Source organism: Gloeocapsopsis crepidinum LEGE 06123, from assembly GCF_015207655.1.
Lineage (GTDB): Bacteria > Cyanobacteriota > Cyanobacteriia > Cyanobacteriales > Chroococcidiopsidaceae > Gloeocapsopsis > Gloeocapsopsis crepidinum.
In genome coordinates this window covers 1-15,939 of record NZ_JADEWN010000047.1, presented here as the reverse complement: position 1 = coordinate 15,939, position 15,939 = coordinate 1, and the positions used below count along the sequence as shown (strand labels likewise).

The 15,939-nt window shown below is 43.6% G+C and carries 13 protein-coding genes; 10 read left to right on the top strand and 3 right to left on the bottom strand.

The features are described from left to right. Positions 1-272: 272 nt before the first annotated feature. Positions 273-824 carry a YIP1 family protein gene (locus IQ230_RS17500; protein ID WP_193933563.1) on the top strand — a complete coding sequence of 184 codons (552 nt, stop codon included), beginning with the start codon at positions 273-275 and terminating at the stop codon, positions 822-824. Positions 825-932: 108 nt separating this feature from the next. Here the strand turns inward: IQ230_RS17500 and IQ230_RS17495 are convergent, their stop codons facing one another. Further along, positions 933-1,940 carry a YheT family hydrolase gene (locus IQ230_RS17495; RefSeq protein WP_193933591.1) on the bottom strand — a complete coding sequence of 336 codons (1,008 nt, stop codon included), beginning with the start codon at positions 1,938-1,940 and terminating at the stop codon, positions 933-935. 394 nt (positions 1,941-2,334) lie between these two features. Between IQ230_RS17495 and IQ230_RS17490 the strand changes: the two genes are divergently transcribed. After that, a complete protein-coding gene (locus IQ230_RS17490) occupies positions 2,335-3,105 on the top strand; it encodes a response regulator transcription factor (protein ID WP_193933562.1) in 771 nt (256 codons plus the stop codon). 161 nt (positions 3,106-3,266) lie between these two features. On the opposite strand, the gene chlP is transcribed toward IQ230_RS17490, so the two are convergent. After that, positions 3,267-4,487, bottom strand: coding sequence for a geranylgeranyl reductase (gene chlP, locus IQ230_RS17485; RefSeq protein ID WP_099701285.1), 1,221 nt, complete (start codon positions 4,485-4,487; stop codon positions 3,267-3,269). A 392-nt stretch (positions 4,488-4,879) separates the two neighbouring features. Between chlP and IQ230_RS17480 the strand changes: the two genes are divergently transcribed. Continuing rightward, entirely contained in the window at positions 4,880-5,863 is a 984-nt protein-coding gene (locus IQ230_RS17480; protein ID WP_099701284.1) for a helix-turn-helix transcriptional regulator, read from the top strand. Positions 5,864-5,947: 84 nt separating this feature from the next. Here the strand turns inward: IQ230_RS17480 and IQ230_RS17475 are convergent, their stop codons facing one another. Next, positions 5,948-6,388 carry a DUF29 domain-containing protein gene (locus IQ230_RS17475; protein WP_193933561.1) on the bottom strand — a complete coding sequence of 147 codons (441 nt, stop codon included), beginning with the start codon at positions 6,386-6,388 and terminating at the stop codon, positions 5,948-5,950. A gap of 244 nt (positions 6,389-6,632) precedes the next feature. Between IQ230_RS17475 and IQ230_RS17470 the strand changes: the two genes are divergently transcribed. The 7 genes from IQ230_RS17470 to IQ230_RS17440 all read left to right on the top strand — a co-directional run bounded on the left by IQ230_RS17470 (position 6,633) and on the right by IQ230_RS17440 (position 15,757). Continuing rightward, positions 6,633-9,236 (top strand): TonB-dependent receptor domain-containing protein, encoded by a 2,604-nt coding sequence (locus tag IQ230_RS17470; protein WP_193933560.1) that lies wholly within the window; start codon positions 6,633-6,635, stop codon positions 9,234-9,236. Between the two features lie 116 nt (positions 9,237-9,352). After that, positions 9,353-10,318, top strand: a complete 966-nt coding sequence (locus IQ230_RS17465; RefSeq protein WP_193933559.1) for an ABC transporter substrate-binding protein — start codon at positions 9,353-9,355, stop codon at positions 10,316-10,318. A gap of 411 nt (positions 10,319-10,729) precedes the next feature. Further along, positions 10,730-11,746: a sulfate/molybdate ABC transporter ATP-binding protein gene (locus IQ230_RS17460; RefSeq protein WP_193933558.1), complete on the top strand. Its 1,017-nt coding sequence runs from the start codon at positions 10,730-10,732 to the stop codon at positions 11,744-11,746. 86 nt (positions 11,747-11,832) lie between these two features. Continuing rightward, positions 11,833-13,494: an ABC transporter substrate-binding protein gene (locus IQ230_RS17455; RefSeq protein ID WP_193933557.1), complete on the top strand. Its 1,662-nt coding sequence runs from the start codon at positions 11,833-11,835 to the stop codon at positions 13,492-13,494. 177 nt (positions 13,495-13,671) lie between these two features. Further along, positions 13,672-14,718, top strand: a complete 1,047-nt coding sequence (locus IQ230_RS17450) for an ABC transporter permease (protein WP_099701278.1) — start codon at positions 13,672-13,674, stop codon at positions 14,716-14,718. Between the two features lie 65 nt (positions 14,719-14,783). Further along, positions 14,784-14,960 (top strand): hypothetical protein, encoded by a 177-nt coding sequence (locus IQ230_RS17445; RefSeq protein ID WP_193933556.1) that lies wholly within the window; start codon positions 14,784-14,786, stop codon positions 14,958-14,960. A gap of 179 nt (positions 14,961-15,139) precedes the next feature. Then, a complete protein-coding gene (locus IQ230_RS17440; protein ID WP_228055091.1) occupies positions 15,140-15,757 on the top strand; it encodes a GNAT family N-acetyltransferase in 618 nt (205 codons plus the stop codon). Positions 15,758-15,939 lie beyond the last annotated feature (182 nt).

The following is a 15,939-nucleotide window of genomic DNA, read 5'->3' as shown; positions in this document are numbered from 1 at the left end:
ACTTATATTGTGCCCGCTCAAGAGATACCTCATTACACAAACTTTGAAATTTTTATACTTTCCTTATCTTGCGATAGCCACCATATGATTGTTATCAGCTTAAACGTAGTACCCTGCTGCCACCCAAAACCCGTTTCATCCAACCGCTCCTGTCATGTAGCTTTGTAACTATGTAAAATCAATACCTAGTTTTATAGCTTTTTATACGTAGGTATATGATAAAAATACTCGATTCTCAAGTCAGAATGATCTAGCAAAAGTAGAGATTGAATGTGAGTGCCAGGAAAGACCAATGGAAGTTTAGAACAAGTCTGAGGGAAGCTTTAACCTTAGATGCTCACTTTTATGAAGATGCGCCCAATACACGCAAAACACGGCGAGTTGCTAAAACAATTGTAATTGTCGCAGCAATCTCTTATGCATTAGGTAATGCATTTATATTATTAATTAACCGTGTTAATACTACTAATTTTGTGTTCGCATTAATACTGAATGTTGTCAGTGTGATACTAGGTTACTATTTCTGGACTTTCACAATTTGGAAAATTGGCGATCGCTTCAAACCGCGTCATGTTACGTATCAAGAGCTACTTGTTCCCATTGGTTTTGCTTATGCACCACAAGTGTTTAACTTTTTAACATTAATTCCACTGCTTGGTATCCCTATTCAGCTTGTACTTGCTGTTTGGAGTTTGCTTGCGGTTATCGTTGCAGTGCGCCAAGGTTTAGATATTAGCAATGTCTGGGCTGCTGTTATTTGCCTAATCGGTTGGCCTTTGATTCAATTAGCTGTAGGGTCAGTCCAACTTTTGTTTATTAATTAGGAAGTGTGCGTGACTAGTGTCTAGTGGCTAGTGAATAGTTTCTCGTAAAGAATTTTGAGTGATGAGTTAAGAAAACTCATCACTTCACGACTCTCTTAATCTACCCGCCTACCCTCTGCCCTTCTGCTCCTTCATCCGACACCATTCTAAAACGCGATTCCATGCCCACCACTGATCGGGATCTTTTACTTGGGCTTGACCTTGTTTACTACTGATGTAGCCGACATGACCGCCATGAGGTGTGAGAATTAAGTCTACATGAGAGTTGCGATCGCACGCTGTTTGTAAATCTGGCACAATCGCTGGATCGAACATTGGATCGTCCGCAGCGTAGATAATCAAGGTTGGCTTGGTTAAGCTTGATAATATTTTTAAGCCGCTACTTGCTTCGTAGTACGTCTCGACAGAGGGAAATCCCAAGCGTTCAATCACAAGTTCATTGTCGAAACCCCAAATACTATTTGCGCGTTCGATTGCTTCTGGATCGATTGCTTCTGGATGTGCTTCAAAAAGGCGCCAAGCAAGTCTTTTCAGTTCTTTGGCGATCGCTTGTTCTAAATACTTTCCTAATGGATCTTTCACTAAATATGAGAGCGATCGATTCGAGTCTAAACTCGGACAAATCACTGCCGCCCCTCCAATGTCTTGAGAAGTGAGTGAATGGCTAGTCGTTAATACGTCTTGCGCTGCTTTTACTGCCCATAACGCTAATTGTCCACCTAGAGAAAATCCTGTAAACCAAAATTTAGCAGGACATCCCATCCCTTTAGCTTGAGCCGCAATCTGGACAAAATCTTCTCCTTCGTACAAACCATCAGATGTCAATGTTGGCGATAATAAAGCCGTTTTACCGTGCGCGCGCCAATCAAATAGAACAACCGCATAACCTTGAGCAAATGCCTTGCGCCCCAAAAGTCTAAGAAACCATTGATTCTCTAGAGATCCTGTAATACCATATGTGCCAACAATTGTGCCTCGCGCATTTTTAGGAATTGCTACCCAACCAAAAATTGGTACTCCTTGCGCTCCTGTAAAAATTTTCTCTTGGTAGAGTGGTTCTGGGTAGATCGTCTCTTCCCAATAACGATTAGCCCATAACGCTGTATAAAGCGTCATCGCAAGACCGTTGCCTAACCACCACGGCGGAGTATATGTGCTTATCAATTTCTCGTAGCTTTTCCTTGCAACAATTTAAGAGAGATCAGAGATTGGGGCAAATTACTAGGGTAAAGCAATCGATGGCTTGTGTGTGCCAAGCAGTGGGACGTTTTTCTTCGCTTAGAACTGCACAAAGGTACTAAAAACTACTTGTACAACGCAATTGCTCTACTGCCCTGCTCCCCAATCTCCAATCCCTGACCTGTATTCAGTCACTTTGCACTTTTATGTTAGCAAGCTGACACTTTAATCTTTAGCAAATTTTTATAATCCTCCTTATAATCAGTACAGCAATCTTTGTATCTACCAAAGGTTCTTAATTTAACTTTAATAACTAGTAACATTTTTTAGAATGCCTCGGATACTTGTTATAGATGATGACCCTGCAATCTCTGAGTTAGTTGCGGTTAATCTCGAAATGGCTGGATATGACGTTAGCCAAGCTGAAGATGGCATCAAGGGACAGGCGCTAGCTATCCAGCTACAGCCAGATCTGATTATGCTCGATCTCATGCTACCCAGAGTTGATGGCTTTACTGTTTGTCAGCGATTGCGTCGCGATGAGCGTACAGCAGAGATTCCCGTACTAATGCTCACAGCATTGAGCCAAACTCAAGATAAAGTGGAAGGATTTAATGCTGGTGCAGATGATTACTTAACAAAGCCCTTTGAAATTGAAGAAATGCTAGCCCGCGTGCGAGCGTTATTACGACGTACAGATCGCATTCCTCAAGCAGCCAAGCACAGCGAGATTCTTAACTATGGTGCTTTAACATTAGTACCAGAAAGATTTGAGGCAATTTGGTTCGGTGAAACGGTTAAACTAACTCATTTAGAATTTGAGTTACTTCATTGTCTATTGCAACGTCACGGACAAACAGTTTCTCCCAGCGATATTCTCAAAGAAGTATGGGGCTACGATCCTGACGACGATATTGAAACGATCCGCGTGCACATTCGTCACTTACGCACAAAATTAGAACCAGATCCTCGTCACCCTCGTTATATTAAAACAGTGTACGGTGCAGGTTATTGCTTAGAACTTCCAGGTGAAGAGCAAGGCAGTGACAACAATAGTGCTATACCGACGAGTGCGGTAATTCCAGAAAAAGCTTCTAATTAAATAATTGGTTTGATAAAGTCGGTGTGTCTACAATTCGTCATTATTTTTTCTCCTTTGTTGCTAGTGAGGTTCGTTCAGAATCCTGCTTTTATGTATCAAAATCATAAATAAAGCGATCGCTATTCAGCTTATGCGATCGCCTTGTGTTGAATAATCAATTGTTAAGGAGCAAGTGCGTTACCGCGAATCAAGCTACCAAGAGTTTTAGCCGTGATCTTCATCTGTGTTAGCGGGTTTGCTGGGACAACGGTTTTGTAAAGATAGCTATCAAAAGTCAATCGCTGTACATCGCGATCTGCACACATCTCTACAAAAGCTTCGCGGGTGGCATCACTGCGGTAAAAGACAGTTTGAAGCAGATCTAACACTTTGTAGGTCATGCCATATTTTCTATCCCAACGCCTGAGGTAAACCTTCAGTTCGTTTTCTGTAGGAATCCGAGTGCCACCTTGGGAAACCTCAACAAGAGTTTCCGCACACATCCGACCTGACTTCGCAGCAAAGTAAATGCCTTCACCTGAAGACTTTGTAACATAGCCTGCGGCATCACCTATCAGCGCGACACGACCAACAACACGCCGAGGGCGAGGATGTTCGGGAATGGGATGAGCTTCTACTTTAATGATTTGACCGCCAACAAGTTTTCTTGCTGCCCGCGCCCGAATACCAGCTTGCAATTGTTTGATACTGGCTTTGTTAACCTGCATTGTGCCTGTACCGACTGCAACGTGGTCGTATTTCGGGAATACCCAAGCGTAAAAATCGGTAGAAACGTCGTTACCGACATACATCTCTGCGAGGTTGTTGTAGTATGCCATTTGGGCTTCTGGGAGGCGAATGCGCTCTTGAAAAGCGATCGCATAGTTGTAATCTCCAGCATCAATCTCCTTAGCGATACGGGAGTTTGCCCCATCAGCACCAATAATTGCATCCACTTTTAAGGATTTGGCAATTCCTTGCGCACCACCTTCTGAGTGATCTACGTAGTGAATCGTATAAGGGTCTGTATTATTTTGCGGAATATCAAGTTTATGAACCGTCGCATTAATTAAAGTTGCGCCTAATTTTGCCGCGCGATCGCGTAAAAAACCATCGAGAACTTCACGACGGCACATACCAATATATTCATCTTCATTGTCTAGATTGATATCCACCTCGCGATTTGAGGGGGATATCATCTTCATCTTCCGCACCTGACGGTCAATAATCTGCGGCGGTAGATCGAACTCACTCACCATACACAGCGGAATTGCTCCGCCACATGGTTTGGCGTTGTCTAGCTTGCGTTCAAACAAATATGTTTCAATTCCAGCTTTTGCCAAGGTTTCGGCGGCTGAAGAACCAGCTGGACCTGAGCCTACAACAGCAACCCGTAGTGTCAAAGGTCTTCTCCCAATCTTCAAGAGCTAGAGAAGCATCGTATCACGGACTTTTAGCTTCCTCTGCGACTTAGCAACAAGATGTGACTGAAATGCAATAGACCTTAATATTTTGACACATAGGAAAAGTTTTGAGTTTTGAGTTAAGTAGGGTTGAGGGAAAGTTGTAAAAAGCGATCGCTTGTACTTTGTAAGGATTGTGAACTTACCTGATCGTGCTGAGTTTATCTGACAGATGAAAATAGCAATTGCTTTTCTCGTCAAACGGAAGCTGTTTTTTGAGATACAGCGGCTGGATACTATAGAGCCATCAGCAATATCCACTAGTAATTGAGAATTAATTGTAATAAACTGAGAGCATTCTAATCGCGATCGCTGGTTCTGGTTGTAGCAAAATGACGATTACGCTATCACTGACAGATTATCAGGAGCTGTTTGAGGAAGCTGAGCAGAGCGACGAAATTACTTGTCAGTCAAAGGATTGTGAAACGATTTGGCAATATCCCCAAAAACTTGGCCAAGGACACAATCGCGTGATTCAGTTGAGTACTGGAATAGAAATCTTGATTCAAGATTATACCTGTTATAAGCACTTAGTTTTAACGAAAGATACCTGTAAAGTTCCTTTGGAAATCGGCTTTCAGCTTTCAGGAGCGAGACAAACGACATCTTATGGTTGTTTAGGTGCTGGACACAGTTTCTTGTTTGGTAACTTAGAGCCAAAAGCGATCGTGGAACTGCCAGCAAGTCAGCAACTTTTTCATATTACATTTGCCATTCCACTTCAGACATTCATAACGCTGATTCCCGAATCATTCAAGTCAATGCCGCTGGAGTTAAAACGAATTCTTGAGAAGAATGAAAACTTGCCCTACTTTCACTCAGGAGTCACAGCAGCATCCATGCAGCTTGCTTTGCATCAAATCTTGCATTGTCCTTATCAAGGGGCTATCAAGCAAATGTATCTCGAAAGTAAAGTCCATGAACTGATTGCCTTAAAACTGGCACAAATCATTGAAACTGCGGAAGCACTGGCAAGTCAGGCTAAATTGAGTCCAGAGGATATTGAACGAATTCACCATGCTAGAGAAATTTTGATTCGCAATTTCAGTTCTCCGCCCTCATTGATTGCCCTAGCACGACAGGTAGGACTCAACGACTATAAATTGAAGCGGGGCTTCCGTCAGGTTTTTGGTACAACGGTGTTTGGCTATTTACACGCCTATCGCATGGAGCAAGCACGCCAACTGTTGGCGAGAGGTGACATGAGCGTTACTGGCGTTGCAGCTGCGGTTGGGTATGTCACTCGCGGACATTTTGCGGCAGCGTTTAGGAAGCAGTTTGGTATCAACCCTAGTGCTTACTTAATAGAACACTAGCGATAATGAGCCTGGCGAAAGCTGTCTGCTATATTGCAAAAGTCCATGTTGTAACTATAGAAAATCCGGCTGGGAAACATTTTCTCATGGCTGCCAGTTTACTGGCTCTTCAAAGATTTCTGCCTCTGAGAAGGGGCAAGACTGAGGAAGTTGGTTTGGGTTTAGAGGCGTTTCTTTATCTACAAGGTTTAGTCCATATCGGTAGCTTTTGTTAATAGCTTCAGGTAAATAGGGTTTTAAGCTAGGGTTTTCTGCTAAGTGTTCTTGTATGCGCTCTCGCTGCTCCCGAATGGTTGCAGCCCAGCTTTTTGTTTGGGCTTCTGGCTGATAGTGCCATTTGAGAAGATGCCCCAGCAGCACCCCCAATCGGTTGCAAAGCTCCTGCCGTTCCTGCCTACCCAACGATTCAATCTCCTCGATCAGGTTTGCGATATCCACTTGCTCCCACTGTCGAGCTTGCAGCAACTCTATTTGGCGTTGAGTCCAAGCATAAAAGTCTTGGTCGTAGAGAGTAGTGGTTTGCATGAGAATCACCGCACTGGTTTATCTTATTCTGTCATTTCAGTTTATTGTCTCTAACAAAGTAAGGGCAAGTTGTGTGTACACGTTAGACTGACAAAAGAGCGTTAGCGAAAGGTCTTTCATCACCTTTATCGTAAAAGATCCGTGTTGGAACCATAGAAAATCCGGCTGGGAACCATTTTTTGCGCTAGAACACCCTATATTCAGTCCTACTTGAGAAAATTTCTGAAGAGGTGTGTGAGGAAAGATGTGGAAACAGCTGCGATCGCTTTTGCTCGTCGGAACTTTAGTGCCGTTTTCTATAGGGATTGTTATTGGTGTAGCACACCCTGTAATAGCAGAAGATGGAGCAGAGCTAAATTCTGAGGACAGTTCTTCACTTCCCGTTCCTCGCCTCGCAGAACTCGACCAACCTGCAACAACGATCGAGGAGTGGCTAGCCCAGCTTGCGACTTCAGTTGAAGTTATGGGAGTGAGCGTCAATTCAACGGAGACTGGATTAGAAGTGATCTTGGAAACCGTTGAGGAGCAATTAGAGTCTCCTGCAACCTCTGTTGTCGGAAATGCACTGATTGCTGATATTCCCAATGCAGTGCTGGTGTTGCCAGAAGGGAATGAGTTTCAGCAAGCGAATCCGATCGAGGGCATTGCGCTGGTGAGCGTGACGAGTTTACCTGATAATCGAGTGCGGGTAGCGATTACAGGAGTTGATGCACCGCCGACTGCTGATTTGAGCGTGGAAGCATCAGGGCTAGTGTTGGCGGTCACGCCTGGAACGGAGGTGGTAGAAACTGATGAGGATGCCATTCAGATAGTAGTGACTGCAACTCGCACGGAAGAAGAGGTACAGAATGTGCCGCGATCGGTCACAGTTATTAACCGCCAACAACTACAACGGCAGTCAACTATAACTAACAATTTAGGTGATATTCTTGGCAACTTAGTCCCTGGCTTTGGACCACCCAATCAAGCTGACCGATTTAATGCCCAAAGCCTACGCGGTCGTGAACCAGCAATTTTGATTGATGGTGTGCCTTTACAAGACCGAGTGAGTTTTAATATTCAACTCAGAAGCATCGATCCGGATGCGATTGAACGTGTAGAAATTGTTCGCGGTCCTTCAGCTACTTACGGTCAAGGAGCAGCAGGAGGCATTATTAACATCATCACCCGCCGACCAGATGATGAACCGTTAAGTTCTACGCTTTCACTTGGTACGTCGGCTGATTTGGGATTGCAGGGCGACAGTTTCGCTTACGACTTGGGATATACCTTGTCAATTAATGAAGGCAAGTTTGATTTGCTCGCGACTTTCTCTGGCAATGTAAATAATCAATTTTACGATGCCGAGGGCGATCGCATTGCTCCTAGTAATACAACACTAGACGATCGCAATAGCTTCAATGTTTTGGGTAAGTTAGGCGTGGATTTTACAGAAGATCAACGTCTGCAACTGACAGTAAATCACCTGAATGAGAATCGAGAGCTAGAATACATTTCTGATCCGGCAGTCGATGAGACACCAGAAACTGAAAAAGCCCGCGCTTTATTTATTGGAGAACAAGAATTTATTGGCTCTAACAACCCAGGACAACGAAATACTGTTGTTAACCTAAATTACAGTCATCGCAATCTGCTTGGCAGTCAATTTCAACTTCAAGCTTATTATCAAGAAATCGCTGGCTACAGTATCGCTTTTGATTTTCGCCCTGATGCGATTGAGCAAAATTTTCAGCGATCGCAAAAGTGGGGGGGACGGCTACAGTTCGACACGCCGATATCGGAAAATGCCAGCCTACTCTGGGGAGCTGACTACGTCAACGAAAATGATAACACCTTCGCCAGAGTTAGCTTCGATATCGATGATTACGTTAATAGCGGATTTAGGACACTACGTGCCATTGACGAGACTAATGATGTGCCCCCTTACGACTACAATAGTCTTGGTTTATTTGCTCAGTTGCAATGGGATCTTAGCCAACGCTGGAGCCTCAATGGAGGGGCAAGGTATGAAATCAGTAAATTCCTAGTAGATGACTACACTAGTGCTGATGGAGAACCAGTTGAAGGCGGAGAAGTTGAATTTGATGACCCTGTATTTAATATTGGAGCCATCTACAACGTCAGCGATGCGGTAAGTTTGTTTGCCAACTTTGCCCAAGGCTTCGCTGCTCCTGATATTTTCGATGCTTTAGAAACCACAGGACCACTTGTAGGTAGTTTTGAAGCAGGTGTTGAGGATATCAGAGCGCAGAAGTTTGATAGCTACGAGATTGGAGTGCGCGGTAACTGGGAGCAATTACAATTTTCTCTAGCCGCTTTCTATAACTACTCAGACTTAGCTGGATTTCTCACTGCTGCTCCCCGTGGGGGAGTGATTACTCGTGCTCCAATCCGCAACTATGGTGTTGAAGCCACACTTGATTGGCAACCTGTTGATAACTGGCAACTCGGCGGTATCTTCAGTTGGACAGAAGGTGAGTTCCAGGACGACGAGGAAGATGAGTTTTTACCTCGCTCTAGCTTCTTAGTGCAACCGCTGAAACTAGGAGCCTACGTTGACAATCAAACCACTCCTGGTTGGCGGAATCGGCTACAACTTTTGGTTGTTGGTAGTCGCGATCGGGCATTTGAAGAGGATGTTGATGCAGTACCGATAGCGAGTTATGTAACTTTGGATTACATTAGTAGCATCAACTTGGGTGCAGGGACACTAAACATTGGTATCGAGAACTTGTTGAATAACCAATATCAACCGGTTTTTCAGCAGCTTCTCAGTGGTTTTAATGATACTTCCAACATTGCTGCACCAGGTAGAAGGCTGAGTATTAGGTATTCCTTTACTTGGTAGAGGAGAAAAAGCGTACGACCGGCTAGCAGGGCTTTTACAATCAAAGTCTAATATTCATAATGGTATCACCGTTTAATTACATGAGGAAGCTCTCTGTTTTCAAACTTTTCCTACTCATGGTCTGCACAATTTTTTTGATTGCAGCTTGTAGTCGAAATTCCTTAAAACAAACAGTAAGCAACGGTGATAATACTACCTCTAACGCTCATCCTACTGCTGTCAAAGTCGTGAAGCACGCTTTTGGGGAAACGAAAGTGCCACTCAATCCCCAAAGAGTTGTTGTTCTTAATTACCCCGAATTAGATCATGCTTTAGGCTTAGGAGTTAAGCCTGTGGGAGGTCCCTCAGTTGAGGACGTGCCATTGCACTTGCGAGACAAACTCAAGGGAATTGAAAACATTGGTACGCCAGATGGTGTTTCTCTAGAGAAAATTCTGACCTTGAAGCCTGACTTAATTTTGAGTAACGAGCGCAGCGCTAAACCTATCTACCAAATGTTGTCGGGCATTGCTCCCACAGTGGTAGGCATTGCCAATAGTGGTGAGTGGAAACAGGATCTGAAGCTATTTGCCACAGCGCTGAATCAAACTGAGCAAGCCGAAAAATTCATGGAAAATTACTATGCTCGATTAAACGAATTACAAGCACAAATGGGCAAGAAACCGGAGCAAATTGAGGTTTCCGTTGTCCGTATTAGTCCAGAGAATATCACTCTCTATTTAGAAGATTCTTTCTGTGGAACCATCTTGCAGGATGCGGGACTGCAACGTCCTCCAGCACAGGATTTAGATACCTCTATACTGGCAAGAAAAGATAGGAGTGTAAGTGTATCAATCAGCAGTGAACTTCTACATCAGGCAGATGGCGATGTCATGTTTTTATGGGGTTGGTCAGATGATGCCGATTCTCGCCAAGCACTCCAGCAACTAAAGGCAAACCCACTCTGGTCCAAGTTGAACGTTGTCCAACAAAGTAAGGTTTATCAGGTTCCAGACTATTGGATTGGTAGTGGTCCATTGGCAGCAAATGCAGTCATTGAGGACTTGTTTAAATATTTAGTACTAAGCCACCGAAGTGACTAACTAGCCTGCGTACCTTTTTGATTGACTGGGTAGGGCAGTTGACCTCAAGCTTAAGCTGTGAGATGACTAATCCCCTATTGTCCGCAGCTGAAACGGCATATTGCTATTCCTGCAGAAGATCTAGTCTATTGATTGATAGTTCATAACTCCACGCGCTCATTTTTTCAAAAATCTGTAGTCTAAGTAACAAAAAAGTAATCGACATGAAATCTTTACAGTGAGACTAAGATCTTGTAAAGATACAAAACGCAATAAGTAAAGCTTTATATGATATAAAACTACAGTAACCCCATCAAAAAACCGGAGATTTAGATCTCAGTTTAAACGCTGAATTTAGCCTGATAGACATTAAGTAGAAACTTCCCAGATTATTGCATCAATACTATATATTTCCTCTAGAGGTTGCTCATCGTGGGTATCGTAGTTGAAAACGTATCAAAACAGTTTGGCAGTTTTAGAGCTGTCGATGATGTCAGCTTAGAAATCAAATCAGGTTCGTTGGTAGCATTGCTAGGACCATCAGGTTCAGGTAAGTCCACGTTATTACGGTTGATTGCAGGTTTAGAGTTACCCGATAGTGGTAAAATTTGGCTGACAGGCAAAGACGCCACCTATCAGAGTGTGCAAGAACGCAATATTGGATTTGTGTTTCAGCACTATGCACTCTTCAAGCACATGAGTGTGCGCCAAAACATTGCTTTTGCCTTAGAAATTCGGAAAACACCTAAAGCCAAAATTAAAGCACGAGTAGACGAATTACTTGAATTAGTGCAACTTAGTGCATTAGGAAACCGCTATCCGTCACAACTTTCGGGCGGTCAAAGACAAAGAGTTGCATTAGCACGGGCGTTAGCAGTACAACCACAAGTACTACTCCTTGATGAGCCATTTGGCGCACTTGATGCGAAAGTTCGGAAAGATTTGCGGGCTTGGTTGCGCAAACTCCATGATGAGGTTCACGTCACAACTGTATTTGTAACGCACGACCAAGAAGAAGCGATGGAAGTATCAGACGAAATCGTGGTCATGAATAAAGGTCGCGTAGAACAAATTGGTACGCCAGCACAAATATACGATCATCCTGCAACTGCGTTTGTGATGAGTTTCATTGGTCCTGTGAATGTGTTACCAAGTACCTCAAATATTTTCCAAGGTAATGGGTTTGAGTCTACGCATCCAGAGATGTTTTTACGTCCGCAGGATGTGATTGTACAACGCGAGAAAAATGGAACGACAGTATCAGCAAGAGTAAGTCGAATTATTCACCTCGGTTGGGAGATTCAAGCTGAATTAACGTTAGATGACGGACAGGTAGTGACAGCACACCTCAGCCGCGATCGCTTTGACGAACTACAACTCCAACCGCAAGAAAAAGTTTACGTTAAACCCAAAGATGCTAGGTCGTTTCCGCTATACTATTCAATTTAGTTACTAGCCGTTAGCTTATCCGCACGGGGAACCAAGTGACAGCTTGCGACTCATAGCTAATGGTTGCTCTAGGATAGTCGAACGTTATGAATTGGTTGGTATCTCGCAGACGCTTGTGGTCGTTGGGAAAATTTATCGGGTTGTCACTGTTATGCTGCATCTTGGTTGTCAGTTGTAACAATCCTCAGTCAGGAACAGGTTCTTCAACAGTCAGTACAACAAGCGCTGGCAATAGCGCCCGCTTAGTTGTCGGTACAACCCTCAGACCGCGCACTCTCGATCCCGCAGATAATTACGAACTGGCGGGTTCTAATATTATGACGAGTTTGAGCGATCGCCTATATACTTATGCGATTGGTACAGGCGAATTAGAACCTCAACTCGCAACAGCTTTACCGCAAGTTAGTGCGGATGGGCTAACATATACAATTCCTGTACGTCAAGGAGTTTTATTCCATGACGGGACTGCCTTTAATGCCGAAGCAATGGCATTTTCTCTCAATCGTTTTATTCAAAACGGTGGGAAACCAGCATCTTTGTTATCTGATGTCGTCGATTCGGTACAAGCGTCAGGAGAATACGAACTGACAATTCGACTCAAAAATGCCTTTGCCGCGTTTCCTTCCTTACTAGCTTTTTCGGGATTGTGTGCCGTATCGCCGCAAGCTTATGAAATTGGCACAGGAAAATTTAAACCACGAGAATTTGTGGGGACAGGTCCCTATCGCTTAGTGCAGTTCACGCCGAACTTGATTCGGATGGATGTATTTAATGAATACTGGGGTGAAAAACCAGCAAATCAAGGTATTGACTTCCAGATTTTGTCGAGTTCTGCCAACTTATTTAATTCTTTCCGTACAGGTCAAGTTGATATTGCGTATCAAACCTTCGATCCAGAACAAGTGCAGAGTTTGAAACAGCAAGCTGAGTCTCAAGGTTGGCAAGCCTTAGAAGAACAAAGCAACGTCGTCACCCATCTAGGACTTAATGCTAAACAGCAGCCATTAGATAACCCAGTCGTCAGACAAGCGATCGCCGCAATGATCGATCGCCCACTGATTACAAAGCGCGTTTATCAAGAGCAAGCTGAACCGCTATATAGCATGATTCCCAATACATTCGATAGCTACCAGCCAGTTTTTCAATCAACTTATGGTGACGGTAATGTTGACCAAGCCAAAGCACTATTAGCCCAAGCAGGATTTACAAGGGAAAACCCCTTATCTTTAGAGATTGCTTATCCGGCATACTCACTGACACGCGAACAAGTCGCAAGTACGTTACAAGAGTATGGTTCGCAAAGACTTGATGGTGTTGTGCAGATTCAAACGAAAGCAGAAGAAGGAGCAACATTTTTCGCGAATATCTCTAAAGGAATTTATCAAGCTGTTTTACTCGACTGGTATCCTGATTTCGGCGATGCTGATAACTATATTCACCCATTTTTAAGTTGCACTGAGGGAAGTGCGACAGCAGGTTGCGAACAAGGCGCAAGTCAAAGCCAAGGGTTGTTTTACTACAGCGATCGCATGAACCAACTGATCGACCAACAACGCCAAGAACAAAATCCCCAAACTCGCGAACAACTTTTTGTCCAAATTCAAGAATTAATCGCCCAAGATGTCCCCGCAATTCCCCTAGTTCAAAACAAAGATTATGCTTTCGGTCAACAAACCGTTCAAGGCTTACAAGTAGACCCAATCCTCAAACTCCCCTTATGGAATATCGCAAAAGGAACCAAGGGATAGTAATTAGTGGTTATCGCAAACGAACAACTCAATGATAGTCTTTTGGTCATTTGACCGCAGATGATATCAGCTTTCTTGTCAGAATCTTTCACCTCCCTCAAAAAGCTTATACCCTACAGTTAACTACCGATACTTGTATTACCCTAGCCCCTAACTCCTCGCTCCTCGCCCCTCATTATGTCTCGCATCAAAGCACTTCAGTATTACATTCTGGCGCGGTTACTCCTTGCACCACTCATGATCTGGACAATTGTGACAGTGGTGTTTTTTCTACTGCGAGTACTTCCCTGGCTACTTCAATCTACTATTGGCGATCCAGTAGATGCTGTGTTAGGAAGTCGCGCCCCAGAAAGTGTAAAAGAAGAATATCGCCAACGATTAGGATTAGCCGATCCATTATGGGTGCAGTATTTGCGTTATCTTGGCAGTTTACTTCGCTTTGACTTGGGTTCCTCACTCACGAGTCAAGGCGAAGCCGTTTGGGATACGATTGGACGACATTTTCCGGCGACAGCAGAACTTGCAGTGTGTAGCATGGCAATCGCCCTGTTGATTGGAATTACGGTGGGAATGTTGGCGGCGTCGCGTCCTAATTCTTGGCTTGATGTTGGTGGACGTTTGTTTGGAATTATTACCTACGCTTTACCCATGTTTTGGATGGGAATGCTGATGCAATTGCTGTTTGCAGTACAGCTAGGCTGGTTTCCAATTGGCGATCGCTTTCCCGCATCTTTATTTCCTCCTCCAGGTCCTACAGGTTTGTATACAATAGATAGTCTGCTTGCGGGAGATTTAAATGGTTTCTTCACGGCGATCTACTATCTTTTCTTGCCAAGTTTGACACTCGGTTTACTTTTAAGCGGAATTTTTGAGCGGATTGTGCGCGTTAATCTAAAGCAAACGCTGCGTTCTGATTATGTAGAAGCCGCACGCGCTAGAGGAATTCCTGAACGACGAATCTTGGTATCTCATGCGCTGAAAAATGCCATGATTCCAGTCATCACAATTTTAGGACTGACATTTGCGTCTTTACTTGGTGGGGCAATTTTGACTGAAGTTACATTTTCTTGGCCAGGACTTGCTAATCGACTATACGATGCTATTTCGTTGCGAGATTATCCCACAGTGCAAGGCATACTTGTCTTTTTTGCCGTGTTGGTGGTAATAGCGAGTATTGCGATCGACATTTTAAATGCTTACATTGATCCGCGAATTCGATATTAATTGTCCTGATTTAAAATCGTGGCACAGTGGATATAGATGTCTACTCCCACTTAAATTACAGCATCATGAATCGTTCAAAGTTGATTGCAATTATTACCGGTGCGATTTCCCTCATTCTGGCGATCGCCTATCTTGTCATTGTCCAAATCATAGATTTTCGCGGCGAAATGCTACCTGCACCTCAAAGTCAACTTGTACTACCTGTTGCTACGATCTCTAGTGTATTCAGTAGCTATTCATAAAGATGACTGATAAAGTGGTGAATGACTAGCAGCTTATCAAAGTTGATGGTAAAACATTATCCATGACTTAGTGTATTTCTGCTTCAAACCACTCAACTTAGTTCTAGCAGCCCTAGTTCATCCTGACTTAAACTGATTAATCGTTTACGATTGTGAACAATAATGCCTGATTGTGATTTTTGACAACTTTGTTCTCAACTAACTTGCAGCTACCAGCCAGTTTTACTTCCGATCAGAACTACCAATTTGAAATTCGTGCGGCGCAAATTGAAGATGTCCCAGGTTTGACTGAAATTCTTGCCGATAGTTTTCACTCGCAAGAAGGCTTACTGGGTTGGGCTTATCCTTTTTTAAAACTGGGAATTTATGAGGATTTGCGCAATCGCTTGCGAACAACGACACGACATCATATTTGCTTAATTGCTGCTGATTGTACTGCTAAATTAGCAATGAAGGGTTCTCAAAACAGCGATCGCTTAGCTGCAATTGTCGAGTTATCACTACGTTCTAAAAATCCTTTTACCAGCGATCGCTTTCTTTATGTCTCAAATTTAGCGGTTTGCCGTAGCTATCGTCGCCGTGGAGTCGCACAACATTTACTCTTAAAATGCGAGCAAATTGCTCTATTATGGGGCTTTCAAGATCTTTATCTTCACGTATTGGAAAATAACTATCAAGCGCATCAGTTGTATCGTAAGCTAGGGTACCAACGACATCAAGTTGACTTTAGCTGGGGCACTTGGCTACTAGGACGACCGCGTCAGATCTTGCTACACAAAAATCTAGAAGTTAAGTAAGTGGGGAAAGCAAACATAATTTAAAGGTTGGTAGCAATTCGCGTGCCCGCCTACATACAGCCTATTGCAAGTTTATGAGGTACAGTAAGAGGAGTACACAAATGAAGTCTAATGAAACCGTACTCGCTCGACTTGCGAGAAAAAATAGTTAAGGCATACACACAAGGTGACACCTCAATCAG

Coding starts and splice junctions, on each gene's coding strand:
- IQ230_RS17495 (WP_193933591.1), bottom strand. CDS start 1,940: ATGACGCTTTATACAGCGTTATGGGCTAATCGTTATTGGGAAGAGACG.
- IQ230_RS17490 (WP_193933562.1), top strand. CDS start 2,335: ATGCCTCGGATACTTGTTATAGATGATGACCCTGCAATCTCTGAGTTA.
- IQ230_RS17480 (WP_099701284.1), top strand. CDS start 4,880: ATGACGATTACGCTATCACTGACAGATTATCAGGAGCTGTTTGAGGAA.
- IQ230_RS17475 (WP_193933561.1), bottom strand. CDS start 6,388: ATGCAAACCACTACTCTCTACGACCAAGACTTTTATGCTTGGACTCAA.
- IQ230_RS17470 (WP_193933560.1), top strand. CDS start 6,633: ATGTGGAAACAGCTGCGATCGCTTTTGCTCGTCGGAACTTTAGTGCCG.
- IQ230_RS17465 (WP_193933559.1), top strand. CDS start 9,353: ATGGTCTGCACAATTTTTTTGATTGCAGCTTGTAGTCGAAATTCCTTA.
- IQ230_RS17455 (WP_193933557.1), top strand. CDS start 11,833: ATGAATTGGTTGGTATCTCGCAGACGCTTGTGGTCGTTGGGAAAATTT.
- IQ230_RS17450 (WP_099701278.1), top strand. CDS start 13,672: ATGTCTCGCATCAAAGCACTTCAGTATTACATTCTGGCGCGGTTACTC.
- IQ230_RS17445 (WP_193933556.1), top strand. CDS start 14,784: ATGAATCGTTCAAAGTTGATTGCAATTATTACCGGTGCGATTTCCCTC.